This is a genomic window from Companilactobacillus versmoldensis DSM 14857 = KCTC 3814, assembly GCF_001434295.1.
GTDB classification, from domain to species: domain Bacteria; phylum Bacillota; class Bacilli; order Lactobacillales; family Lactobacillaceae; genus Companilactobacillus; species Companilactobacillus versmoldensis.
In genome coordinates this window covers 1-24963 of the sequence record NZ_AZFA01000020.1, presented here as the reverse complement: position 1 = coordinate 24963, position 24963 = coordinate 1, and the positions used below count along the sequence as shown (strand labels likewise).

Sequence of the window (24963 nt, the reverse complement as noted above, 5' to 3'; positions counted from 1 at the left end):
AAAAACCAGGCTTTCTCACCAACTAGCCCTCTCTTTATGATTTGAGCCTATTTGCTATATCCAGTGGAAATTTTAATTATAAATGGCTGAATTGTCAATATTTATACTTAACCAAAAGCTATTTTGAACGACGTGCCTTACGTAGGTCACGTTTTTCTTGACGGTTCTTGATCTTTCTTTGTTGACGTTTTTCAGTATTGATTGCTGTTTTGATCTTTTTCTTATAGCCAGGCTTACGCTTAACTTTTTGTTTCTTAACGAAACCAACTAACTTTGGATCCAATTTTTCAGTTGTCGCATGACGCTTGTCACGACGTTCACGGTCATAACCATCAACAATCTCATTATCTTTAAGTTCCTTAGGCTTGAACTTGATACCCATCTTTTCAATCTCAGTGACTTTATTTTCTTCACCTGGATCGTAGAAAGTGATGGCTGTACCAGGCATCCCATTACGACCTGTCCGACCAACACGATGAATAAAGAATTCCAAGTCATCGGGGATCTCAGCATTGATGACATGAGAGACTCCATCGATATCGATCCCTCGAGCAGCTAGATCAGTTGCTACAACGAATTGGTAATCCATATTTTCAATTTGTCTCATTGTCCGTTTACGTTCACGAGGTGTTAGACCACCATGCAGACGAGCAACTTTCAAACCTTGCTGTTTCAAATATTCATAGATCTCATCAACGGTCTTTTTCGTATTAGCGAAAACCAAGACCATATACGGCTCACCTAAAGTCATCAGCTTGTAGATCAAGGCCTTCTTATCCCGACCATGAGTGAACATCAACCAGTTATCAACAGTTTTCGAGATAACATGTTTATTCTTGATCTCAATCTTCTTAGGACCTGTCATATATTTTTGCAAGAAAGGTTCAAGCTTTTGTGGGATGGTTGCTGAGAAGACAGCTGTCTCATGTTTTTCAGGCATCTTAGCAGCAATATTGATAACATCGTCTAAAAAGCCCATGTCTAATGTCATATCTGCTTCGTCAACGATGAAACGTTCAACGTTTTCCACGTGCAGATCATTTTCCTTGATCAAATCCCATAGTCTACCGGGAGTTCCGATAGCAATCTGTGGTTGGTGAGCTTGTAATTTTTTTTGCTGACGTTGTTTGTCAGTTCCACCAACGAAGATAAAGGCATTATAATCTTCGCCAAAATTTTTCAAAATGGCTTGAGTATCTTCATAAATTTGATAAGCCAATTCACGACTTGGTGTCGCAATCAGTGCTTGAACAGTTGGTTCTTTAGTAATTGAATTCATAATTGGCAACAAGAAGGCGTGTGTCTTACCAGAACCAGTCATCGACTGGACGATTACATCTTTTTTCTTATTGACCATTGGGATCACGGCTTCTTGAACCTCGGTTGGTTCATCGAAGTTGATCTCTGCTAACGATTTATTGATAGCATCTTTAAAGTTATATTGTGAAAATTTAGTCATCTATTCACCTCTCTGGTAAAAGTCGTTCACGATTTTAATTAATTCTTGATACATTTCTTCGACTTCAGCTAAGTCCTTAGCATCTGCACCACTAGCAAGTGGATGGCCACCACCATTGTGTTCTTTAGCTAAACCATTGATAACTGGACCTTGAGAACGTAAATGCATCCTGAATGTCCCATCATCTTTTTCGACTGCTTCAAGCCATGAGTGGACCTCTTTTAAACGACCCGGAGTCGAAACGACTGAATTAGCTTGCTCACGTGTAATATCAAGTTTCTTGATCAAATCATCATCGATCACGGCCAAAGCTGCACCGGATTCGTCGATCTTCAAGCGATCAAACAATTCACCTTGTAGTTTAGCTTGAGCTAAAGTTATTTGATTCATATTTTGATTGATACTAGCAGCATCGATACCTGTTGCTAAAAATTGACCTGCAACGTTCATCGTATGTTGAGTTGTAGCAGGATAAAGAAAACGACCAGTGTCACCAACTATACCAGCATATAAATAATAAGCAACCGTCTTCGACAAATTAAATTCTGGAGTATCAGCAATTAGATCAGCAATGATCTCGGCTGATGAACTAGCATCAGTATTGACGAAAAGTTGATCACCATAATCCTCATCATTTGGATGGTGGTCGATCTTTATCAAGTAAGCACCTGAATCGTAGCGAGCGTCATCGATTCGATCAGTATTAGCAGTATCAGTTACGATAACTAAAGCCCCTGAAAAATCAGCATCACTGACTTCATCCATCGTTGACAACCATTTTAAACCTTCAGCATCATTACCACCGATCAAGACTTTCTTTTCGGGAAATGCTTCCTTGATTGCATTGGCTAATCCATTTTGAGAACCCAGGGCATCAGGGTCCGGATTAGTATGTCTTAACACGATAATCTTGTCGTACTTTTTAATAGTTCCAATAATGTCTGAAAATTTATTCATCTTTATCCTCACTTGAAAACAAATTTAACCTGACCTCTTCATATGAAAGAGGATCCAGATTAGTTACGGTAATTCCTAACAATCTTATTTTACGCCCTTTGACGTCCAATTTATCATAAATTTCTGAAGCGATTCGGTACAGGTCAGCCTCACTTTGAACATAATCTTGAAAGGTTGACCGCTTAGTCACAGTATCAAAATCAGAATCACGCAATTTCAAAACTACAGTCTTCCCATGTTGTCGGCGTTTTTTCAAATCATTGCTGACCATTTTAGCCAGCTTTTTCAATTCATGATGGATGTCAGCACTGTATAAAATGTTTCGATCATAAGTCCGTTCACGACCAATCGACTTGCGAATCCGATTGCCTTCGACTGGCGAATCATCGATCCCATGAACTCGACGATACATCACATATCCCATTTTACCAAAGGTATCGAGAAAAGTATCCTGATCTAAATTTTGTAAGTCTGCTCCAGTATATATATTCATCTCGTGTAGCTTCTTTTGAGTAGTCTTACCAATACCATTGAATTTCTCGATCGGGATCGGCTTTAAGAAATCCTCCGCGTATGCACCCAAAATCAACGTCCGACCAAAGGGCTTACGATAATCTGAGGCCATCTTGGCCAAAAATTTATTGTAGGAAATCCCCACCGAACAAGTCAAATGTGTTTCCTTAACGATTCGTTGCTGCAAGTAATTAGCGATTCGGGTGACATTATTCTCATTCAACTTATTTTTAGTCACATCTAAATATGCTTCATCTAAAGCTACCGATTGATAAGTGTCCGTAACTTCACCAAAAATGTTATGAATGTATTCAGAAGTCTTTCGATATAATTCGAAATTTGGCGGAGCGATAACTAGTTTATCTTTCGGGATCAACTCAATAGCTTGTTGAGCCGGCATAGCAGAATGCGCACCGTACTTACGAGCATTATAATTAGCCGTTGTCACCACTCCATGATGATGATTTTTACGCGGATCAGGGGCGACAATCAAGCATTTCTTTTTATATTGGGGATGTTCACGTTCTTCTACAGACGCAAAAAAAGCATCCATGTCAACATGGATGATTTTTCGGTTTTCTTCAATTATAATTGGAATCTTTAAAAATCCGATGAACGATCACCACCAATTAAGCGTCCCAGACCCAAGTATTACCATCTTTTTCAAGTAATTCTGAAGCAGCATCTGGACCAATTGTTTTACTCATATAGTTAGGAAAATCAGGTGTTTCATTATCCCATTGTTGACGGATGACATCAACATATTTCCAAGTATTTTGTAACTCATCCCACAAAGTAAAGTGAATTTGGTCGCCATCTAAAATATCGATCATTAAGCTTTCATAAGCTTCACGCTCGTTGTCAAAGTAATGACTATCTTCAGGGAACTTAATGAAGTCTTGGTTAGCTGATTGATAATCTATTCCGTTAACTAAGATCGAACTACCATTTTCAGGTTCGATCAAGAAAGTAACGGTCGTATTTGGCTTGATACCCAGTTCTTCAACTTTATCATTAAAGACAACATCGATTCTTGAAGACTTAGCTGGCATTCTCTTACCTGAACGAACATAGAATGGTACGCCATCCCAACGTTCGTTACTCATCGTTACTTTACCAGCAACGAAAGTTTCGATATTCGAGTTAGCATCGACATTGTCTTCCTCACGATAAGCCTTAAGTTTGCCAGTAGCATCTTCACCATATTGTCCACGGACAAAGTTTTGATCAACTTCCTCGGGAGTTAGATCCTTCAAATTGGCAAAGACAGCTCGTTTAACTTCATGAATCGAATCAGAGTCAAGCTTAGCAGGTTCATCCATGGCAACTGCACCAATGATCTGCATAATATGATTTTGAATCATATCACGTAGGACCCCAGCAGTTTCATAATAGCCACCACGGTCTTCAACACCAAGTGATTCAGAAAGTGTTATTTGCATGTTGGAAACGTACTTATGATCGAGTGCTTTTTCAAAAGTCTTATTTTTCATTCTGATATCAGTTAATTGTTGCACCATAAACTTACCAAGATAGTGATCCATCCGATAAATCTCTGACTCTGAAAAAGTCTTCGTCAAGGAACTATTCAAATCGCAAGCACTATCAAATGAACGTCCAAAAGGCTTTTCAATAACCAAACGATTGTATCCATCAGTCTTGAGACCTTCAGAATTGATATGCTCAGCTACGGTTCCAAAGAAACGTGGGGCAATAGCCATATAATAGATCCGATTATGACCAGTATCGAATTGATCATCCAATTTGGCAGCTAAGTTCTTCAAAGCAATATAGTGATCGGAATCAGTCACATCATGTGATTGATAGAAGAAATGCTTTGAAAATTCTGTCATGGCTTTCTCATCATCGTCGACATCCTCAAGCGAATCAACCACTGTCGAACGATAGTAGTCGTCACTCCAAGGTCTTCTAGCAGTACCAATGACCGCAAAGTGATCCTTAAGTACTCCTGATTTATAAAGATTATACATAGCTGGATATAATTTCCGATGAGCTAAGTCCCCAGAACCCCCAAAAATAATAAACACTGCTGATTTTTCAGTTGTCATATTTTTATTACTCCTTTTTCCAAGCATCGTATGTTTTCATTCTACAACAGCACTTACAAAACTTCTTCAATAAAGCTCTATAAGGCAATCTGATAACAATTTAAAAGATAGTTTAGACCTTCGAGTAGACTGTAAAGCAAGTATTTTCACTCCATTTATGAAAATATCATTCAAATAATACCGAATAATAAAATTACCACTCTTAATACTAGCAAGAAAGCAGTTCGACTGACAATTTTAAACTCCTCTTAAGTGAAACAATTCTCTGGTGCAAAAACACTTTACTGGATAACTGATTATTTGACGTCAACTTCAATAGTTGATCAAAAATACTTTTCGAGTAGGCTACTTATCGCTCTGACCACTTAATTATGACGTCATAAATATGGAACGATTTGCGGTAGATTACTTACCCACCACGGCTTTTTTCTTACATTGAATAGAATAGCATATAAATTATTTCTAACGTCATTTAAACGAAAAAAAGTAAAAAAAAAGCTATAAATCAACAATGATTTATAGCATAAAAACTTACTTGTCAGATGAGTCTGATTTAGTATCGTCTGTTTTTGTTTCTTCAGCTGGCTTTTCAGCTGTTGCTTCACTTTTTGCTTCTTTAGCTGAGTCATCAGCAGGTTGTTTTTTTGCTTCTTCAGCAGGTTCAACCTTTTTAGGAGCATTTTTTGTAGTACTTTCTTTAACATTATCAGCTGATGTAGCTTTACGGATAAAGTTCAAATCAAAAGTTAAGTAAATACCATCACAGTCAACAACTACTTCTTTACTATCACGGTCGATTGACTCGATTGTTCCTTTGATACCACCAAGAGTAACTACTTTGTCACCCTTTGACATTTGCTTAAGCATCTCTTGACGCTTTTGTTGTTGCTTCTTTTGTGGACGGATCGAGATAAAGTACATACCGACAAACAAAATAATAATAAAGATAATCATAGTATAACTTCCGGCACCACCACCAGCAGCTGCACCTAATGTTAATATATTCAAATTTTCCACCTCGTGTATTTATTCATATAATTATAGGGTAACAAATATTACAAGTTCTATCCAGAAAACCAAAAGATTTATCTAACTTTATTAGAAATTTTTGGCATTTTTCTTGTTGAAGCCATATTGTTCAAAAACATGTTCTCTAAATTCAAGCAAATTGTCATCTTTGATCGATTGACGGACATCTGCCATCAACTTCAATAAGAAATACAAATTGTGATAACTCGTTAGATGAGTACCGAACAATTCGTTAGCATTGATCAAATGACGAATATACGCACGTGAATAATTTCGGCATACGTAGCAATCACAATCTTCATCCAATGGTCGGAAATCACGGGCATATTTGGCATTTTTAACTACTAAGCGTCCATGAGTGGTCATACATGTTCCGTTTCTGGCAATTCTAGTTGGTAGAACGCAGTCGAACATATCGATCCCACGGATTACTCCATCAATCAAGGCATCGGCTGAACCTACTCCCATCAAGTAACGTGGTTTGTTTTCTGGCAATAATGGTGCCGTAAAATCAAGCACGTGGTTCATTTCGCTCTTCGACTCGCCAACTGAGAGGCCACCGATCGAATAACCAGGAAAGTCCATGCTGACAAGATCTTGGGCACTTTGTTTACGAAGATCTTCGTAACCTGCGCCTTGAACGATCCCAAATAGTGCTTGCCAATCAGGATTACGGTGAGCTCTCAAACCTCTTTCAGCCCAACGACTAGTCCGGGCAACAGAATCTTTGATGTAGTCATAGCTTTCAAAGAATGGTGGACATTCATCCAAACTCATCATGATGTCAGGTCCCAAATCGTTTTCGATCTGAATAGCTTTTTCTGGTGACAAGAATTCACGACGTCCATTCAAATGATTACGGAAATGGACACCCGCTTCAGTGATATCACGGGTATTAGCCAATGAGAAAACTTGGAAACCACCGGAATCAGTCAAGATACCCTTATTCCAGTTCATGAATTTATGTAATCCACCAGCTTCTTTAACAATATCTTCTCCAGGTCTTAGCCAAAGATGATAAGTATTGGAAAGGATAATGGTTGCACCAATTTTTTCCAGATCCTCAGGTGCCATATTCTTGACCGTTGCTTCAGTTCCCACAGGCATGAACATCGGTGTTTCAAAAGTACCATGGGGAGTTTCGATCAAACCAAGACGAGCACCAGTGTGCTTTTCCTTCTGGATCAATTTGTATTTAATTGCCGGTTCAGTCATATATGTCTCTTTTCTATAAAAGATGGAGAAAAACATTCGTTCTTCCCCATCGGATTTTTTTATTTGGTTATTGGTTTCACTTCAGAGGTGAATGCATAGAACGCATTAACCCTACGACTAGGCAATGCTCGCCCCCTAACCGCTTTGTTCCGCTCTCTATTTTATAAACATTGCGTCGCCGAAACTGAAGAATCGATATTTCTCTTCAATGGCGTGTTGGTATGCATTTAAGATGTTTTCTCTACCTGTGAAGGCTGCTACTAACATTACTAGGGTTGATTTTGGTAGATGGAAGTTAGTGATGAATTCATCAACTACCTTCCATTCGTAACCTGGTTTGATGAAAATGTCGGTCCAGCCACTATCTGGCTTGATCTCACCATTGAATTTTGTTCCGATTGTTTCTAGAGTTCTGATTGAAGTTGTCCCAGTAGCAACGATTTTACCACCGTTTTTTCTAACGTCATTCAACGTTTTGGCTGAGTCCTCGTCCAAACGGTAAAACTCTGAGTGCATGACGTGCTTGCTGATATCCGATTCAGTCACCGGACGGAACGTGCCCAATCCGACATGAAGCGTCAAATATACCAACTTAACACCCTTTTCTTGGACCTTTTCCAATAAATCTTTGGTCCAATGTAGGCCGGCTGTTGGGGCGGCAGCTGAGCCGTTCTCCTTGGCATATACCGTTTGGTAACGGTCGGGGTCATCGAGCTTTTCCTTGATATATGGAGGTAAAGGCATTTCGCCTAAACGTTCCAAAATCTCAAGGAAAATACCATCATAATGAAATTCAATGATCTTACCACCATGTTCGAGGTCTTCCAAAACTGTCGCTTTGAGTTGACCATCACCAAAGGTGATCACAGTACCAGGATGAGCTCTACGAGCAGGTTTCATTAGAACTTCCCACTTGTCTCCTTCAGTATTGTTCAATAATAAGACTTCTTCGTGGCCATCAGTATCTTCTTTTGAACCGTAAAGTCTAGCTGGCAAAACACGTGAATTATTCATGACCAAGGCATCGCCTGGGTTCAAGTAGTCTAAAATATCATAAAAATGCTTGTCTTCATAAGCACCAGTATCGTGGTCCAAGACCAACAGACGTGAATGGTCACGGTCTTTGATCGGTGTCTGAGCAATTAATTCTTCAGGTAAATCATAGTCAAAATCTTCAGTAGTTAATGTCATTTTCTTTCCTCCTCAGGATACGGATATCCTAAATGTTCATAGCCTTTACGCGTTACGATCCGGCCTCTCGCTGTTCGTTTCAAAAAGCCCATTTGCATTAAGTAAGGTTCGTAAACTGATTCAATCGTTTCTTGATCCTCACCAATATTGGCAGAGATAACTTTGATACCTAGCGGTCCACCATTATAAAGTTCAATCATCATTGAAAGGATACGGCGGTCAAGGTTATCCAATCCAGCGTCATCAACTTGAAGTTGATTCAAGGCTGATTTGGCAATATCGTAATCAATTTTATCCTGATTACTTACCTGTGCAAAATCACGAACACGTTTCAACAAGCGGTTAGCAATTCTAGGCGTACCTCGAGAACGACGGGCCAACTCGTGGGCTCCATCTTCATCAATTTTAATATCTAATACTTTAGCTGAGCGGTAAACAATCTTAGCAAGTTCAGCTTCACTGTAATACTCCATATGTTCGATGATCCCAAAACGATCACGCAAAGGAGCTGATAATTTACCGGATGTTGTCGTAGCACCAATCAAGGTGTAGGGCACTAATTCGTGGTGCAACGAGCGCGATTCGGTCCCTTGTCCAACGATGATATCGATATAAAAATCCTCCATTGCTGAATAAAGCACTTCTTCAACAGCTTTAGGCATCCGGTGGATCTCATCAATAAATAGGATATCACCTGGAGATAATTCATCAAGCACAGCCACAAGATCACCCGATTTTTCAATCGAAGGACCAGTCGTGGTGTGAATGTTTACCCCCATTTCATTAGCGATGATCATTGCCAGAGTCGTCTTACCTAACCCTGGAGGTCCATAAAGCAAGACGTGATCTAAGGTTTGTTTCCTTTGCTTAGCGGCACGGATGTAAACATCCAATTCATGCTTGGCTTTTTCTTGACCTAAGTAGTCATCAAACGTTTGGGGACGGAGAGTTTTTTCTGACATGTCTTCATTTTCATCCAATGCATCCGCATCAGTCAGTCTGTCATGATTATCCATAAACTACCTCCTCAGTTATTTCGTCAATAATTGTAACCCAGCTCGCAAATAAGCATCGGCTGAATCTAAATTTTCTTGTTTAAGTTGATCTTTGATCTTGACGATTTCTCTAGGAGAATACCCCAATGATTGCAAGGCTGCAAGTCCATCCAAGAGTTCCGGTGAATCAGTTCCATTAGTCAACGGAATTGGAGCCTGTCCTAAGGTCATCTGGCCCTCTGCCGTGAACTTACCATTCAAGTCTAAGATGATCTGTTGAGCGGTTTTCTTACCGATCTTAGGGAACTTGGTCAAAAACTTCACATCGTTATTTTCAATCGCATTGATCAGACCACTATGGTCTTGGCCGGCTAAAATAGCCAAAGCACTCTTAGGCCCAATGCCAGAAACGCTGATCAAATTCAAGAAGATCTTCTTCTCGTTCAAATCGTAAAATCCATATAAAGATTGTTCATTATCACGAACGATCTGCTCAACAAAGACTTTCGCCGCTTGACCTTGTTCGTACCGGTAGGGATTAGCTACCTGTACCTTATAGCCCACACCGGCTACGTCGACCACGATATATGCCGGGTCAATAAAAGTAATCTTGCCATCTAAGTATTCAAACATTATTATTCACTTTCTCTAGTGTCATGCGAATCTTGGATTCGCTTGAACATTTTTTCTAAGTCTTTATTGCTAAATTGGACCAATACAGGCCGGCCATGAGGACAATTATACGGATTCTCGCACTTAGTCAAATTGTGTAACAAATGCATCGCTTCACGGTCATCCAAATGATGATTAGCCTTGATAGCTCGCTTACAGCTCATCATAATGGCATTCTTTTCTCGGAAACTAGCCACACTGATCTTTGAATCATTCAAAACATAATCGATCATTTCACGGATCGTCGACTCCTCTTGTCCAGGGACAAACCAAGTCGGATGGGTGTTGATAACGAAACTATTCTGCCCAAACTCCTCAACATGCAAACCAATATCTTCCAAGATGTCCTTTTTCGACTTGATCATGATTGCTTCCGTATTGGAATAATCCAAAACGATCGGTACCAACAAGCGCTGCTGGTCTTGGGAGACCTTCCCAATCTCGTCACGATAATATTCATAATTGACCCGTTCTTGAGCCGCATGCTGATCGACCAAATAAAAGCCATCCTGACTCTCAGCCACCAAATAAGTCCCGTGAATCTGACCAATATACCTTAAGTCGGGAAATTCTTGATGAGTTTCATTGGTGTCGGTTTTCAAATTAGTGGAGGTACTAGAGTCGTTATCCACTACGTTGACTTGTTCTTGTTGTTCATCTTTTAGTCGCGCGTCCCAAGACTTTAAATGTGCTTGGTCTTGAAAGATCGGCGTACTAGTCAATACTGGGTCAACGGTTTGCGTGGTAGGTTCTTCTCGTTTAGGTTCAGTCGACTCATGGATCGTCGAATCGATCTTATCCAAAGTTTCCAATGAATCAAAACTGATCTGTTCCGGCTTTTCAATTGGAGCCTGATTAGGAGTCTTGCGACCTAAGTTTTTGACAGCATCCGGGATCAAGTTTTGATCAGATAAGCGAGCACGAATACCTTCACTGATCAAATCACCAATTTTACCTTCATTAGCCAAACGAACTTCCTGCTTAGTTGGGTGAACGTTGATGTCCACTAATGTCGGTTCTAATTTGATATCGATCACTGCCACTGGAAAACGCCCAATCATCAACTTACTACCATAACCACAAATGACCGCATTAGTTAATTGATAATTCTTGATATAGCGGCCATTTAAGATCATCGAGATATAAGAACGATTCGACCTCGTCGTATCTGGTTTAGAGAAATAACCTTGGATTTGGTAGTCGCTGTCAGAATTCTCAAAATTCATCATGTGACTAGCAATCGTTCGGCCATAGATACCAGCAATCGTTTGTTGCAAATTGCCGTTGCCCGAAGTCCAGACCAAGTCCTTTTTTTCATGGATCAATCTAAAGGAAATTTCTGGATGGCCCATAGCTAATCGGTCGACGATATCGACGATCCGATTCAATTCGGTATGGAGCGATTTAACATATTTCAATCGTGCTGGAGTATTGAAAAAGATATCTCTGACTGTGACGGTCGTTCCCTTTGAACGAGCATGAGTCTCTTTGTTCAATAAAGTATTTCCGGCAAAATCAGCTTTGACGGCTGATTTCCCATCAGTACTAGTCAACAAGGTCAATTTAGAAACTGAAGCGATACTAGCTAAAGCTTCACCACGGAATCCCAAAGTCTTGACTGCAAACAAGTCACGGTCAGTAGCGATTTTACTAGTCGAATGCGGTAAAAATGCCACTTCAACATCGTCAGCAGCAATCCCATCGCCGTTGTCATTGACTTCGATCGATTTGAGTCCCGATTGTTCGACCCTGATCTGAATCTGGTCAGCGTGGGCATCGATCGAGTTTTCGACCAACTCTTTGACTACTGAGGCCGGACGTTCGATCACTTCACCAGCTGCAATCTGGTTACTTAATTCAACTGGTAATTCATGAATCTTACCCACACTATTCACCTTCTTTATTTAAGTTTTTGTTGCCATTTATATAGTAGATTGATAGCCTCAATCGGCGTGACGTTCATTAGGTCCTGTTTAGATAGTTCATCAGTGACCTCTTTTGCTTTAAGCATATTAGGGTCATCTTCAGGAAACAATGATAATTGCCCGTCGTCCGGTTGAGCTTTTTTAGTTTTCTTTTTCGGTTTTTCTTCGACTGGCATATCTGCTTTAGTTTCAGCCACGATGACATCTTCTGAAGCTTTGATCTCTGCTCCGCCCTCCGACTCTAATTTAGATAGGATACTGTCGGCCCTAGTCAGGACCTGATCTGGTAAACCAGCTAATTTTGCGACATGGATACCGTAAGATTTATCGGCTGGACCAGGTAAGACTTTATGCAAGAATACCAAGTTCCCGTCTTCTTCTGAAGCATCAACGTGCACATTTTTGACGCCAGTCAATTGACTCTCTAAGACTGTCAATTCATGGTAGTGTGTCGAGAACATCGTCATTGCATGGACGTTTTTATCGATATATTCGATTATTGCCTGTGCCAGTGCCATCCCGTCATAAGTGGCGGTACCACGGCCTAATTCGTCAAAAATGACCAATGAGTTCTTGGTAGCATTCTTCAAAGCATCGTTAGCTTCCCGCATTTCAACCATGAAAGTACTGTCACCAGAGATCAAATCATCAGCTGCACCAATCCGAGTGAAGATATGGTCAAAGATTGGCAACGTGGCTGCTTCTGCCGGCACGAAACAACCGATCTGAGCCATGATGACTGTTAATGCTAATTGACGCATGTAAGTACTCTTACCTGACATGTTAGGACCAGTGATCAACAAGACATCGGTCTCCGAATCAAAAGTAACATCATTAGGGATATAACTATTGTTCCCCAAAACTTTTTCCACCACTGGATGACGACCGTTGACGATCTTCAATTGATGGCCTTCGACAAAGTCAGGTGCGACGTAGTGATAAGTCTCAGAAACGATAGCAAAACTTTGCAAAACATCTAATTCAGACAAGATACTAGCCAGGTCTTGCAGACGTCTGATCTGCTTTTTGACTTTAGCCCTGATCTCATCGAACAGGTGATATTCCAAAGCTTGCGACTTGTCCTCTGCTTCTAGGATCAAGCTTTCTTTTTCCTTCAACTCAGGGGTAATGTAACGTTCAGCGTTAGTCAAAGTCTGTTTCCGTTGATAGCGGCCTTCAGGAACTTTATCAATATTGGCGCGACTGATCTCAATATAGTAACCGAAAACTTTGTTGTAGCCGATCTTCAAATTGTTGATACCAGTGACTTCTTGTTCCTTGACCTTCAATTCAGCCATCCACTGCTTACCATTCTTCGAAGCATCAGTGTATTGATCAAGTTGGTCATTATAACCTTCCTTGATCACCCCACCACCAGTGACCGAAATCGGTGGCTCATCGACAATAGCTCGGTCGATCAAATCACGCACATCGGCCACATCGTCGATTTTTTCGACATATGAACTAAGCTGGTCATCACCGATGTCCAACAGGATCGATTTGATCTGGGGAACTTGTTCCAAAGACGTCTTCAATTGGATCAAATCACGACCATTGACCGTCCCATATGCGACCCGACCAGCCAAACGCTCCAAGTCGTAAACTTTCGTCAAATAATCTTGAAACGAAGCTCTTTGGAAATAATTATCCAAGAAAACTTGCACGATGTGCTGGCGGTCCCGCAATTTATTAGCTTTGATCAACGGACGAGCTAGCCATTGTTTCAACAAACGTCCGCCCATGGCAGTTTTCGTCTCATCTAACAGCCACAGTAAAGTACCTGACTTCTTATCTGTCCGAATATTTTTGAACAGCTCTAAGTTACTTTGAGCATTGTGGTCCATCAACAAGTATGCCGAAGTCTCATAAGTTTGGGCAGCTTTTAGATGATCCAGTGAACGCATCTGCGTTTTGATCAAATAACTAATCAAAAGCTTCAAAGTATCGACTTGTGAATCGTCAGTGACAGCTGAAAAATCAAAGCTATAGTTATCTTCCAGATCGGTTATCCTTGAGATCAAAATACCGAGCTTCCTAATAGGATCAAGATACTTTTTGGGAAAGGTATTTAAGACGACTGTTTCTTTAGTATTGAGATTCTGCATTTCGTTGATCAGGCCTAATTGATTGTCGATACTGGTAACTTTGACTTCACCAGTCGAAAGATCAGCATAGGCTAAGCCAAAGGCCCCTTTGTTATTAGTGATTGCTGTGATGTAATTGTTCTCAGTTGCTTGATTGGCGTTGTCCATAATGGTACCGGGCGTGACCACACGAGTGATGCCACGTTTGACCATCTTGCCTTCAGCATCGGCAGGGTTTTCCAATTGATCACAAACAGCGACTTTATAACCTTTATCAACTAAGGTATCAATATAGCTTTCGACCGCTTTATGAGGTACCCCACACATGGGGATGCTGTCGTCAGCTTTTTTATTACGGGATGTCAATGTCAGTTCCAAGATCTGGGAACCTTTTATGGCATCGTCATAAAACATCTCATAAAAATCACCAACTCGATAAAACAAAAAAGCATCTGGAAATTGTTTCTTGTATTCCAGATATTGTTCCATCATTGGTGTTTCTTTTGTTTTCTGTGGCATGAATTTCCTCCACTAATTATTCTAAAAATTTTTTATTATCAGGATTAATTACGTAATTTTTAATGCTCCGGGCGTTATTAGTTTGATCATTGATGTCGACGACGCAAAAACTGATCTGCATCCGACCATCTTCGTCTACTTCATGTTTAGTTGGACGTTGGGTCAAAAAGCGGGTGATGATTTGGCCTTTCGTTACTCCTAAAATACCGTCGTAAGAACCAGTCATCCCGACATCAGACAAATAAGCTGTTTCTTTATTGAAGACGTGAGCATCGTTAGTTTGAACGTGCGTATGCGTTCCAACGACAGCTGAAACTTTACCAGTTAAATACATCCCCGTAGCGATTTTTTCACTAGTCGTCTCAGCATGAAAATCAACGAATTTGATAGCATCTTTTTCTAACGTTGGCAATAACTTGTCAAAGGTATGGAAAGGATTGTCTAAAGGAGCCATCATGGCTGTCCCTTGCATGTTGATCACATACACTTTTTTCTGATTAACATTTATTTTGATCATGCCCTTACCAGGAACATTATCTCCTGGAAAATTGTAAGGCCGTAAAATATTTTTCTTGGAGTCGTTGTATAGATCAATACCTTCTTTACGATCCCAACTGTGATTGCCACCTGAAACCACGTCGGCACCAGCAACTTGAATCTTTTGATAAGCTTCGAGATTTATCCCCTTACCATTAACAGCGTTCTCGCCATTAACGATCGTCAATTGCGGTTTCACGACTTGCTTGATTTGTGGCAAATAAGTCTCCAAAGATTTGATCCCAATATTGCCTACAACATCCCCGACAAAAAGTATTTTCATATTATAAAAGTCCCCAATCTATACTTAAACCATTGTACCAAAGAAACACCTGTTCGGTCATTCCTCCAGCACCTTTTTTCCTATTAACGGATAATCATTATAACAAAGAAAAGCACTTCTGAAATGTTTTTCAGAAGTGCTTATTTATTAATTGTTTAAATCAAGCAAAATAGCCTTTTATTCTTTACTAGCCAAAAACTTCTCTTCATCAAAGTTCTTCGCAAACTCGGCTAAATGAACTAAGTTTCTCAAATAGTCATGGGTCGAGGCTTCGTAATGATGTTTAACACCCAAGTCGTAAATATACCCGTTGATATAATCGACTTCGGTTGGTCGGTTTTTATGCATGTCTTGATACATCGAAGGATAATGTAGCGGCATGCTGGTCTCACTGGCAGTTTTGATAGTCTGCCATTCTTGTTGGCGCGTGTTGAGCAGTTGGATATTGGCACGCTCACAAACATCGAAGGCTTCATCGACCAATTGTTGACCAAGTTTTTCAGCGGTCGGAGCTTGAATGAATTCACCCATTCTTATTTCAAACATCGTACAAAGAGTGTTCAGAACTGAATTGAGGATAACTTTTGACATCAAAGTACCCATGAAATTCGTGGTCAAATCGGGATTCAAGTTGGCTTGCTTGAACTCATCAACAATCTTATAAGTCATCTCATCTGGTGTCTCATTTTGATTGACCAGTTTCATACTGCCACTACCAGCAGCACCCATGAAATCAACGTCACCAGGTCCATTCAAGACTGTTGCAATCATGGCAGTTCCGCTCAAGACCTTCTCGGAATCAAAATATTGATTCAATTTCTCGATATGACCGATGCCATTCATAGGTGCAACTACATACTGCTTATCGTTGAAAAGATGTTGACACCTTTTTAGAGCATCAGCTAATTGCATTTGCTTAACGAAAACGATCCAAACATCAGGATCTCCTTGATAATCCTCAGGTGAATAAATATTTACTGGTACGAGATGTTTATTTTGACGGTCTCTTGATTGATAAACTCCGCCTTGTTCTTTGATGGTCTCGATCGATTTGTCCCAGATCTCAACAAAGTCAACTGGGAAGCCGGCGTCTTGCAACAACAATCCATATCTCAATCCCATTGCACCTGCGCCTAATACTGTATATTTCGTATTAAAACCTCACAAAAAAGTAATTATTAAAGATTATTAATCTTATTTTAATAAATGTCAACAATTTATCTGGTTATTTATTATTACAATACTATTTCACAATGTATCAAGATTAGAATAATTATTAAATTCGCGTTTAACTTAACCGAATATTTACATTGGCAAGCTATACTTTTTTGTATTGAAGGAGATGAGTGATATTGGCCAATTTTACCTTGAGGCTAGTCTTTAAATTGATCGTTTGTATCGTGTTGCAATTACCAGCTATTTTGTTTTACAACTTAGAACTGAAAAAATCAGAATATTTACTCTACTGTTCAATCGTTATCGACTTGATCTGTCTTTTTATCTTCAATACTTTGTTACTACCGTTGATTTTATTTAGTCTGACAGCACTTGTTACCTTGATCTATTGCCTAATAAAAAGGAGACATCCGCTGACTGGCGGTGTCTCTCTCATCTTGATACTTATTGGTGGTTATTTGATTTATTGCCTATCACAGATTTAGAAAGCTTGTAAAATCAACACGCCCACGATTGGCACGACTAACGATGGTAATAAATTCAAGACGCTGATTTTTTGGATTTTCAATAATCCTAAACCTGATGCAAAGATCAAAATCCCGCCGACGATCGTTAGTTCGGTCACCATGCTTGAACTGATAGCATTTTGAAGATAAAAAGCGATTAGATAAATACTGCCCTGCCAAATGAATACCGCTCCAGCTGCTAGGGCGATCCCAAAGCCAAAGGTCGAGGCTAGTACGATTGAAGTGATTCCGTCTAACATCCCATTAGTGAATAGGAAAGTATAGTCTTGTTTCAAAGCCGCTTGAATCGGTCCCAGAATTGACAAGGAACCAATACAATACAAAAGAATTGCTGTAGCTAAACCTTCAGCAAAATTGGTCTTACTATTTGGATCTGGCTTAGAAAAACGGTTCACTAAATTATCAAAATGTGTTTCGATATTCAACCACTGTCCGACTACTCCACCGATAGCTAAACTAACGATGAATAGGACTGGGTAGTGTCTTTTTGGCATGTTTTGGACAACAGCATTGATACCGATCAAAGCGGCCGCTAAGCCTAATGACTGCGTCAATATCTTCTGAAGTTCTGGTTTCAACCCCTTATGCAAAAACCGCCCGATAAGACTACCTACAAGAATCATACAAACATTAAAAATTGTCCCGATCATTATTTTTCCCCATTGTTATTAATATATCCAAAATTGTAGCATACAAAAATGGAGTTGCTGAATAAATCAACAACTCCATTTTTTGGTATTTATTTCTAATATTTCTCAGGGATATTCTATTCCAACAATGTTCTCATCGGTTTGTTGGGGTTTTGATGGGAAATGATTACATCATTCCGCCCATACCACCTGCGGCTGGATTTGCGCCAGCGGCTGGTTGTGCAGGTGCATTTGGATCTGGTTTGTCAGCAACGACTGCTTCAGTTGTCAACAATAGAGCTGATACACTGGCAGCGTTTTGAAGTGCTGAACGTGTAACCTTAGTAGGGTCAATGATACCAGCATCGATCATGTTCTCCCAGTTTTCAGTTGCAGCATTGTAGCCGACTTCTTTATCTTGTGTCTTCAAGTGTTCAACGATAACTGAACCTTCAAGACCAGCATTTTCAGCGATTTGACGTACTGGCTCTTCAAGAGCACGAACAACGATATTGATACCTGTTTGAACGTCTCCGTCACCCTTAACAGCTTTAACAGCGTCTAGGATGTCGATCAGGGCAGTACCACCACCAGCAACGTAACCTTCTTCAACAGCGGCACGTGTGGCGTTTAAAGCATCTTCAATTCTGTATTTACGTTCTTTTAGTTCAGTTTCTGTAGCAGCACCGACTTTAACAACGGCAACACCACCAGATAACTTAGCTAAACGTTCTTGTAATTTCTCTTTATCGAAGTCTGAAGTTGATTCAGCAACTTGTTTCTTGATTGTGTCAACACGTTCGGCGATGGCATCTTTTGAACCAGCACCTTCAACAATAGTTGTGTTGTCTTTTGTAACAGTAACCTTACCAGCTGAACCTAATTGATCCATAGTAGTATCTTTTAGTTCAAGGCCAAGGTCTGAAGTGATAACTTGAGCACCAGTCAATTGGGCAATATCTTCAAGTTGAGCCTTACGACGGTCACCAAAACCAGGTGCCTTAACAGCAACAACATTGAATGTTCCACGGATCTTGTTCAAAACAAGTGTTGGTAGTGCTTCACCATCAATGTCATCAGCGATGATCAACAATGCTTTACCTTGTTGAACGATCTTTTGCAACAATGGCAAGATATCTTGGATATTCGAAATCTTCTTGTCAGTGATCAAGATGTAAGGATTGTCGAGATCAGCTTCCATCTTGTCGTTATCAGTAACCATGTATTGTGAAATGTAACCACGGTCGAATTGCATACCTTCAACAACATCAAGTGTTGTATCGATACCCTTTGATTCTTCGATTGTGATAACACCATCGTTACCAACTTTTTCCATAGCGTCAGCAATAAGTCCACCGACTTCTTCACTAGCAGATGAAACAGATGCTACTTGAGCAATATCATTTTTGCCTGAAACCTTGTGAGAAATCTTGTGTAATTCATCAACTGCAGCCTTAGTAGCTTTTTCAATACCACTTCTGATGCCGACTGGGTTTGCTCCAGCAGTAACGTTCTTCATACCTTCGGAAACGATTGATTGTGCCAAAACAGTAGCAGTAGTAGTACCATCACCGGCGATATCGTTAGTCTTTGAAGCAACTTCAGAAACAAGCTTAGCACCCATGTTTTCGAAGTGGTCTTCTAATTCGATACTCTTAGCAATAGTTACACCATCATTTGTGATCTCTGGTGAACCATAACTCTTTTCAAGAACAACGTTACGGCCTTTAGGACCGAGAGTTGTCTTAACAGTGTTAGCAAGTTTGTTAACACCATCTAACATTTTAGAACGTGCATCTTCTGAAAACTTAATTTCTTTAGCCATTAAATTCCACACTCCATATTTTTAAATAGTTTTTTATTTGCCTGATAAATTATTCAACGATTGCCATGATGTCTTTTTCATGAAGGATTAGGTAATCTTTATCGTCATATTTTACTTCTGAGCCAGCATATTTATCGAAGAGAATCTTATCTCCAGTTTTAACTGTCAAAGGTAATACTTTACCTTCCGGTGTTGTTTCACCAGCACCAACAGCTACAACTTCAGCTGTTTGTGGCTTTTCTTTAGCGTTGTTAGCAAGAACAATGCCACCAACTGTCTTCTCTTCTTCTTTATCGACTGTTACAATAATTCTGTCTCCAAGTGGTTTTAACAATTTATATCCCTCCGATGAATTTTTTATTATTATTAATTTAGCACTCAAACATTCGTTGTGCTAATCACAACTTTTATATTAACATTTTATAGATAACATGCAAGTATTTACATCACAAAAAAGGAGTTTACATGAAAAATTCTACCAACCAGTTGTTAACGATTTTAACTTATCTGGCCCTCTTATTTATTTCCACCATATTGTCGATGCTCCGATTGACCGGACATCCCTTCTTTGCCATCGTGACGGTTGCTGCAATCGTTGCCACTTTTATCATGGTTTATTTGACCCATACCAATGGCAAAAATGATTTCGAGCAAACTTTTGATTGGCATCGATTTGTCACTTGGAGTTTAATTGGAGCTATCGGCGCGGTAGTCATCCAATTTGGCTTAGGATTGATCGAACAAGTCTTGCTCCACCTGCCAACGTCATCTCAAAATACGATGAGTTTACTGACTTCAGTCAAAGGATATCCATACTATTTGATTTATATCCTTTTCTGTGCTCCAATTATGGAGGAAATAGTTTTTCGCAGGGTATTCTTTGCTAATTTGATCAAGCCAACTAATATTTATTGGGCAATCTTGATTTCTTCATTATTGTTTGCTTTCATGCACCAGGATACTCGTTTCGTGATCTACTTGGTCATGGGTGCTTGGTTCTGTTTTGTTTATTACCGTTCCAAAAATATTTATGTCAGTGCCACCAGTCATATCATCATGAATGCTGTGGTGCTCGGACTTAGTTTGGCATAATCCACTTGAGGAATAATTATGAAATATACTAAAAAAGATGCCGAAAAGCTTTTATCGTTGACCGAAAAATGTCTGGATGATCCTGATATTATGGCTGATGACAAATTGAATCTTTTGATCGGTGACTTGAATCAAAAGATCACTTATCAAAAACGTTACAAAAATTTGACTCCATTGCGAAAACAAGCAGGTGTCTACGTTCGCAATCATGGCTTCATGATGCCAAAACCACTCAATGACCTACTGAGCACCTTAAACGAGGTAAACGTTCGTCAGAGCTCAAAACATGGCTGGTTACAGGGCTTTTTAAACTAAATACAATAATAGCTGCAATTTTTCGATAAAATTGCAGCTATTTTTTTATTTCTTCTTTTTCAAAAAGTTCGGTTTCGTCGTTAACCCTCGTTTAAGGACTTGGAAGAAAGTAAGTGATTTGACGATCTTGTCAGCATCGATATGTTCCCTGATGCCTCGTAGGACACGTTTAGGATCCTTCGACGAGAAAGTGAACATCCCATTTTTCTTGGTCCTGATCCCATAGCGAGGGATCCATTTGCCACCAAACAAAACAGATACGACGACATAATCTATTTGAGTCCAAGGGATCTGGATAAAATCTTTTTTATCACGGTCATTGTAAAATTCAAATGCTTTATCCCCTAGCATGATTTGGCCATAGGTCTCTAGCCCCATATGTGAGGTCGCTTTGATAACTAATTCAGATTTTTTATTTAACGATTCAACCATTGATAGACTCCGTTCTTTAACTCTTTTAATAATATTATAACTAAAATTAACTTTACCGGCGGATCTGAGTACTTACTATTTTGATAATTCGTCGATAATAAAGAAAGTCCGTCAATCCTATTTTGAATTGACGGACATTTTTAGCGTCTGACACTTGTTTAAGTAGTTACACTAATTACATTAATCCAATTACGTGGAAGACAACACCAACCACGAACAATCCTAAGATAAGGATGATTGGTGATACTTTCTTCTTTAGTAACCACATGCAAAGCAATGTTAATAGTAAGGCAGCTAATCCAGGGATCAACAGATCCAAGTTATCTTGAAGCGTTGTGACCTTGGTTGCCGAGAGTGCTAATCCGTGCGAATGTTGGATCAAAGCTTCCTTGATACCAGCTGTTCCTGATGGGAGATTACTCCAATCGATATAAGCACCTTTAGCTAATTTGTTAGTTGCGACAACCGGCGTGAATTTAACAACAACCCACCGGTTGATCAAGGCTCCTAAGATAAACATACCTAGAATTGAAGCACCTTTGGTGATGTTTTGGAGCAAACCACCTGACATATCTTCGGTGATCTTTGAACCAGCTTTGTAACCTAATTCTTGTGTATACCACATGAAGGCCATACGAATAACGTTCCATGCAACGAAATAGATGATTGGTCCCATGATATTACCAGTCATAGCTAGTGATGCGGCTACGGCACCGATGATAGGCTTAACAGTGAACCAGAACACAGGATCACCAATACCAGCCAAAGGACCCATCATACCAACTTTAACACCTTGGATAGCAACGTCATCAACTGGAGCACCGTTAGCACGATCCTCTTCCAATGCCATTGTTACACCCAAGATAGGTGAAGCTAGATAAGGGTGACAATTGAAGAATTCCAAGTGACGCTTTAAAGCTGCGGCACGATCTTCTTTTGTCTTATATAATTTTTTCAAAACTGGGATAAGTGAATATGCCCAGCCACCGTTTTGCATACGTTCATAATTCCAAGAACCTTGAATGAAGGTTGAACGCCACCAAACGGCGATACGATCTCTTTTAGAAATTTTTACTTGATCAGCCATTTTAATCTTCCTCCATTTTAGTAGTCGTCAATTATGTCTCCGACGGGGTCACCAGTATTTGTTTCCCCGCTACCGCCAGAACCTGAGCCAGAGCCACCACCGTTTTTCGATAGTGCTAAGTAGATCATAGCCATAGCAAGACCAATAGCACCTAATCCGATAAGTGTTAATGACTTGATTGTTGCTAAAACGAAACCAATTGCGAAGAATGGCCAAACTTCACGTGAAGCCATCATATTAATAACCATTGCATAACCAACAGCAACGACCATACCACCACCTAGGGCAAGACCATCAGTCAACCAAGATGGCATAGCTTTCAGCATTGAACTAACAGGTCCAGCACCGATTGCTAAGATCAAAGCAGCTGGAATGGCAATACGTAGACCTTGTAGTGAAATAGCGATGTATTGCCACATATCGATCTTTCGGAAACTACCTTCTTTAGCGGCAGCATCCATGATATGTACGATACCAGTAGTAATAGTACGAACTAAGATAGTCAATAGTAATCCGGCAACAGCTAGAGGAACAGCGATAGCTAAAGCTGAAGCTCTACCCTTTGCACCGAAATCGCCACCGAGTACCAAGATGATTGCTGAAGCAACAGATGCCAAAGCAACATCAGGGGCAACAGCAGCTCCAATATTAGCCCAACCTAAGGCAATCATTTGTAATGAACCACCTAAGATCATGCAAGGAACTAACTGACCCGTGACTAAGCCGATCAATGTACATGCGACAACTGGTTGGTGAAAATGGAACTCATCCAAGATACCTTCCATACCAGCAAGGAATGATACAATAACGACTAATATTATTTGAATCATATTCAATTGCATTAGTATTAATCCTCCGTTTTTTTATAAATACAACATACCCACTAAATACTATTTCTGTTTGTTCAACTCAGCTTGAGCCTTATCAAGGATCGATTGCATATTTCCCTCACCATCCGCAGGAACCTTACGAACGTCGAAGTCGATACCCATATCTTTCAATTTGTTGAAAGTATCGATATCCTCTTGACTAAATGCTAAAACTTTATTCGGTTGAACTTTGCCTTCTGAGTGAGCCATCGAACCAACGTTTAAAGTCTTGATCGGTACTCCACCTTTGATTGCTTGGAGAGCATCTTCAGGGCTTTCAAAAAGCAAGAGAGCTCTTTCCCCTCCGAAGTGTTTATCATCCTGAGCCAATTCGATCATTTTCTTGATTGGGACAACATGAGCGTGGACACCAGCTGGTGCAGCTTGTTGAATCAATTGTTTCCGGAGATCATCTTTGGCAACCGCATCAGAAACAACGATGATACGAGTTGGATTAGTGGACCGAGTCCATCCAGTAGCAACTTGTCCGTGCAATAAACGTGAATCGATCCGGGCAAGAACGTATTGAAGGGATCCAGGATGCCCGCCTGCTGGGGTCTTTGGAGCAGCTGCTGGGGCAGCTGCAGCTTTTTCTTCTTTGGGCTGTAATTCTTCGGGACGAACTTTAACTCCATCCTTGGCAGTTTCGATGATATGTGCAGCAATTTCTTGAGCACTGTCCATCGATAGTCTTGAAGCATAAGCTTCAATCAGCATTGGCAAGTTCAAACCAGCCACGATAGCCCATTTGTCTTTGTGTTCTTCAAACAAGCCATTGACTTGATTGAAAGGAGTTCCACCCCAAAGATCAACTAGGAACAAAACTTGGTCTTGATCTGAAAAACTTGCAATTGCATCTTGCAATTTTTTCTTCAGATCGTCAGGGCCCATATCTGGCATCAGCGTAACTGACTGAACGTCTTCTTGTTCACCGAAGATCATCGAACCTGATTGTTTGATACCATCGGCGAACTTGCCATGACTTGCAATGACAATACTTACCATTCTTTTACCTCCTAATTTGTTTTGTCATAGTTTTATACCCAACTACGACTGAAAATACCACAATCCCAAATGATGGTTTCGTCACATTTGTATAGGTTTTCTCTTAGGTTATGAGCAACCATAATTAAAATGTTTTCGACTATCATCAAGAATAAATAGATAAGATCAAATGAATGAAAATCACTGATGTGAAAATACAGTTTGAAGGTTCCAAGATCTTTTTGATTTTCAAACTTATTTCATTAACGTAAAAGAAATTATAAGCGCTTACTTTACGATTAAAAAAATATATTTTACGACACCTAATTAAATTTTCGCTCAAGCTCACTTATTCAAGCTCACCCTTATTGTGAACCTTTTCATAATATCATTATTTGAAAAAAAAGACAGCCTTTTTTACTTGATTTAAGAGTTTTTTTACCATTTTGCAACAATTTTGTAAAAAAATAATCTTTTCAATAATGACCGATTAATAACTGATATAATCAGAAAATTACATCATTTATTTCCGAAAATTAGCAATTGGTATAGACAAAGAAAAGGGTCTAAACTTTCTGG

At 39.8% G+C, this 24963-nt stretch carries 23 protein-coding genes; 3 read left to right on the top strand and 20 right to left on the bottom strand.

All coding sequences use genetic code 11. The features are described 5' to 3' along the window. Window positions 1-118: 118 nt before the first annotated feature. The 13 genes from FC27_RS09290 to FC27_RS09230 all read right to left on the bottom strand — a co-directional run bounded on the left by FC27_RS09290 (window position 119) and on the right by FC27_RS09230 (window position 16570). Complete coding sequence (locus FC27_RS09290; RefSeq protein WP_010624803.1) at window positions 119-1459, bottom strand: DEAD/DEAH box helicase; 1341 nt, start codon at window positions 1457-1459, stop codon at window positions 119-121. Then, window positions 1460-2416: a DHH family phosphoesterase gene (locus FC27_RS09285; RefSeq protein ID WP_010624804.1), complete on the bottom strand. Its 957-nt coding sequence runs from the start codon at window positions 2414-2416 to the stop codon at window positions 1460-1462. Beyond that, on the bottom strand, window positions 2409-3542 hold the full coding sequence (gene dinB, locus FC27_RS09280) for a DNA polymerase IV (RefSeq protein ID WP_040521289.1): 1134 nt from the start codon (window positions 3540-3542) through the stop codon (window positions 2409-2411). The genes FC27_RS09285 and dinB overlap by 8 nt, the downstream gene beginning before the upstream one ends. Before the next feature lie 16 nt (window positions 3543-3558). After that, a complete protein-coding gene (gene zwf, locus FC27_RS09275) occupies window positions 3559-4998 on the bottom strand; it encodes a glucose-6-phosphate dehydrogenase (protein WP_010624806.1) in 1440 nt (479 codons plus the stop codon). Between the two features lie 531 nt (window positions 4999-5529). Continuing rightward, window positions 5530-6015 (bottom strand): preprotein translocase subunit YajC, encoded by a 486-nt coding sequence (gene yajC / locus FC27_RS09270; protein WP_420805459.1) that lies wholly within the window; start codon window positions 6013-6015, stop codon window positions 5530-5532. 81 nt (window positions 6016-6096) lie between these two features. Continuing rightward, on the bottom strand, window positions 6097-7242 hold the full coding sequence (gene tgt / locus FC27_RS09265; RefSeq protein WP_010624808.1) for a tRNA guanosine(34) transglycosylase Tgt: 1146 nt from the start codon (window positions 7240-7242) through the stop codon (window positions 6097-6099). 156 nt (window positions 7243-7398) lie between these two features. Continuing rightward, entirely contained in the window at window positions 7399-8433 is a 1035-nt protein-coding gene (gene queA, locus FC27_RS09260) for a tRNA preQ1(34) S-adenosylmethionine ribosyltransferase-isomerase QueA (protein ID WP_010624809.1), read from the bottom strand. Next, window positions 8430-9449 (bottom strand): Holliday junction branch migration DNA helicase RuvB, encoded by a 1020-nt coding sequence (ruvB, locus tag FC27_RS09255; protein WP_010624810.1) that lies wholly within the window; start codon window positions 9447-9449, stop codon window positions 8430-8432. Before ruvB ends, queA begins: the two co-directional genes overlap by 4 nt. Before the next feature lie 15 nt (window positions 9450-9464). Continuing rightward, a complete protein-coding gene (gene ruvA / locus FC27_RS09250; protein ID WP_010624811.1) occupies window positions 9465-10061 on the bottom strand; it encodes a Holliday junction branch migration protein RuvA in 597 nt (198 codons plus the stop codon). A 2-nt stretch (window positions 10062-10063) separates the two neighbouring features. Then, window positions 10064-11986 carry a DNA mismatch repair endonuclease MutL gene (gene mutL / locus FC27_RS09245; protein WP_010624812.1) on the bottom strand — a complete coding sequence of 641 codons (1923 nt, stop codon included), beginning with the start codon at window positions 11984-11986 and terminating at the stop codon, window positions 10064-10066. A gap of 14 nt (window positions 11987-12000) precedes the next feature. After that, on the bottom strand, window positions 12001-14628 hold the full coding sequence (gene mutS, locus FC27_RS09240; protein WP_010624813.1) for a DNA mismatch repair protein MutS: 2628 nt from the start codon (window positions 14626-14628) through the stop codon (window positions 12001-12003). A 16-nt stretch (window positions 14629-14644) separates the two neighbouring features. Further along, window positions 14645-15448: a TIGR00282 family metallophosphoesterase gene (locus FC27_RS09235; protein ID WP_010624814.1), complete on the bottom strand. Its 804-nt coding sequence runs from the start codon at window positions 15446-15448 to the stop codon at window positions 14645-14647. 177 nt (window positions 15449-15625) lie between these two features. Further along, entirely contained in the window at window positions 15626-16570 is a 945-nt protein-coding gene (locus FC27_RS09230; protein WP_010624815.1) for a ketopantoate reductase family protein, read from the bottom strand. A 230-nt stretch (window positions 16571-16800) separates the two neighbouring features. Here FC27_RS09230 and FC27_RS09225 point away from each other — a divergent pair, with 230 nt between their 5' ends. Continuing rightward, window positions 16801-17109, top strand: coding sequence for a hypothetical protein (locus FC27_RS09225; protein ID WP_010624816.1), 309 nt, complete (start codon window positions 16801-16803; stop codon window positions 17107-17109). Here the strand turns inward: FC27_RS09225 and FC27_RS09220 are convergent. The 3 genes from FC27_RS09220 to groES form a co-directional block, all read right to left on the bottom strand. Continuing rightward, window positions 17106-17801: a DUF554 domain-containing protein gene (locus FC27_RS09220; RefSeq protein ID WP_010624817.1), complete on the bottom strand. Its 696-nt coding sequence runs from the start codon at window positions 17799-17801 to the stop codon at window positions 17106-17108. The genes FC27_RS09225 and FC27_RS09220 overlap by 4 nt on opposite strands. Before the next feature lie 166 nt (window positions 17802-17967). Next, window positions 17968-19605: a chaperonin GroEL gene (gene groL, locus FC27_RS09215; RefSeq protein WP_010624818.1), complete on the bottom strand. Its 1638-nt coding sequence runs from the start codon at window positions 19603-19605 to the stop codon at window positions 17968-17970. Window positions 19606-19654: 49 nt separating this feature from the next. Continuing rightward, window positions 19655-19939, bottom strand: a complete 285-nt coding sequence (gene groES, locus FC27_RS09210; protein WP_010624819.1) for a co-chaperone GroES — start codon at window positions 19937-19939, stop codon at window positions 19655-19657. A 131-nt stretch (window positions 19940-20070) separates the two neighbouring features. Between groES and FC27_RS09205 the strand changes: the two genes are divergently transcribed. Further along, window positions 20071-20697 carry a CPBP family intramembrane glutamic endopeptidase gene (locus FC27_RS09205; protein WP_010624820.1) on the top strand — a complete coding sequence of 209 codons (627 nt, stop codon included), beginning with the start codon at window positions 20071-20073 and terminating at the stop codon, window positions 20695-20697. A gap of 18 nt (window positions 20698-20715) precedes the next feature. Beyond that, window positions 20716-21012 carry a hypothetical protein gene (locus FC27_RS09200; protein WP_010624821.1) on the top strand — a complete coding sequence of 99 codons (297 nt, stop codon included), beginning with the start codon at window positions 20716-20718 and terminating at the stop codon, window positions 21010-21012. 45 nt (window positions 21013-21057) lie between these two features. Here FC27_RS09200 and FC27_RS09195 read toward each other — a convergent pair whose 3' ends face one another. The 4 genes from FC27_RS09195 to FC27_RS09180 form a co-directional block, all read right to left on the bottom strand. Further along, the gene (locus FC27_RS09195; protein ID WP_010624822.1) at window positions 21058-21444 is read right to left on the bottom strand and encodes a DUF956 family protein; all 387 of its coding nucleotides are present in this window, start codon (window positions 21442-21444) and stop codon (window positions 21058-21060) included. 175 nt (window positions 21445-21619) lie between these two features. Beyond that, complete coding sequence (locus FC27_RS09190) at window positions 21620-22531, bottom strand: PTS system mannose/fructose/sorbose family transporter subunit IID (protein WP_010624823.1); 912 nt, start codon at window positions 22529-22531, stop codon at window positions 21620-21622. A gap of 17 nt (window positions 22532-22548) precedes the next feature. Next, a complete protein-coding gene (locus tag FC27_RS09185; RefSeq protein WP_029508201.1) occupies window positions 22549-23373 on the bottom strand; it encodes a PTS mannose/fructose/sorbose transporter subunit IIC in 825 nt (274 codons plus the stop codon). 48 nt (window positions 23374-23421) lie between these two features. After that, window positions 23422-24405 (bottom strand): PTS sugar transporter subunit IIB, encoded by a 984-nt coding sequence (locus FC27_RS09180; RefSeq protein ID WP_010624825.1) that lies wholly within the window; start codon window positions 24403-24405, stop codon window positions 23422-23424. Window positions 24406-24963: the final 558 nt, after the last annotated feature.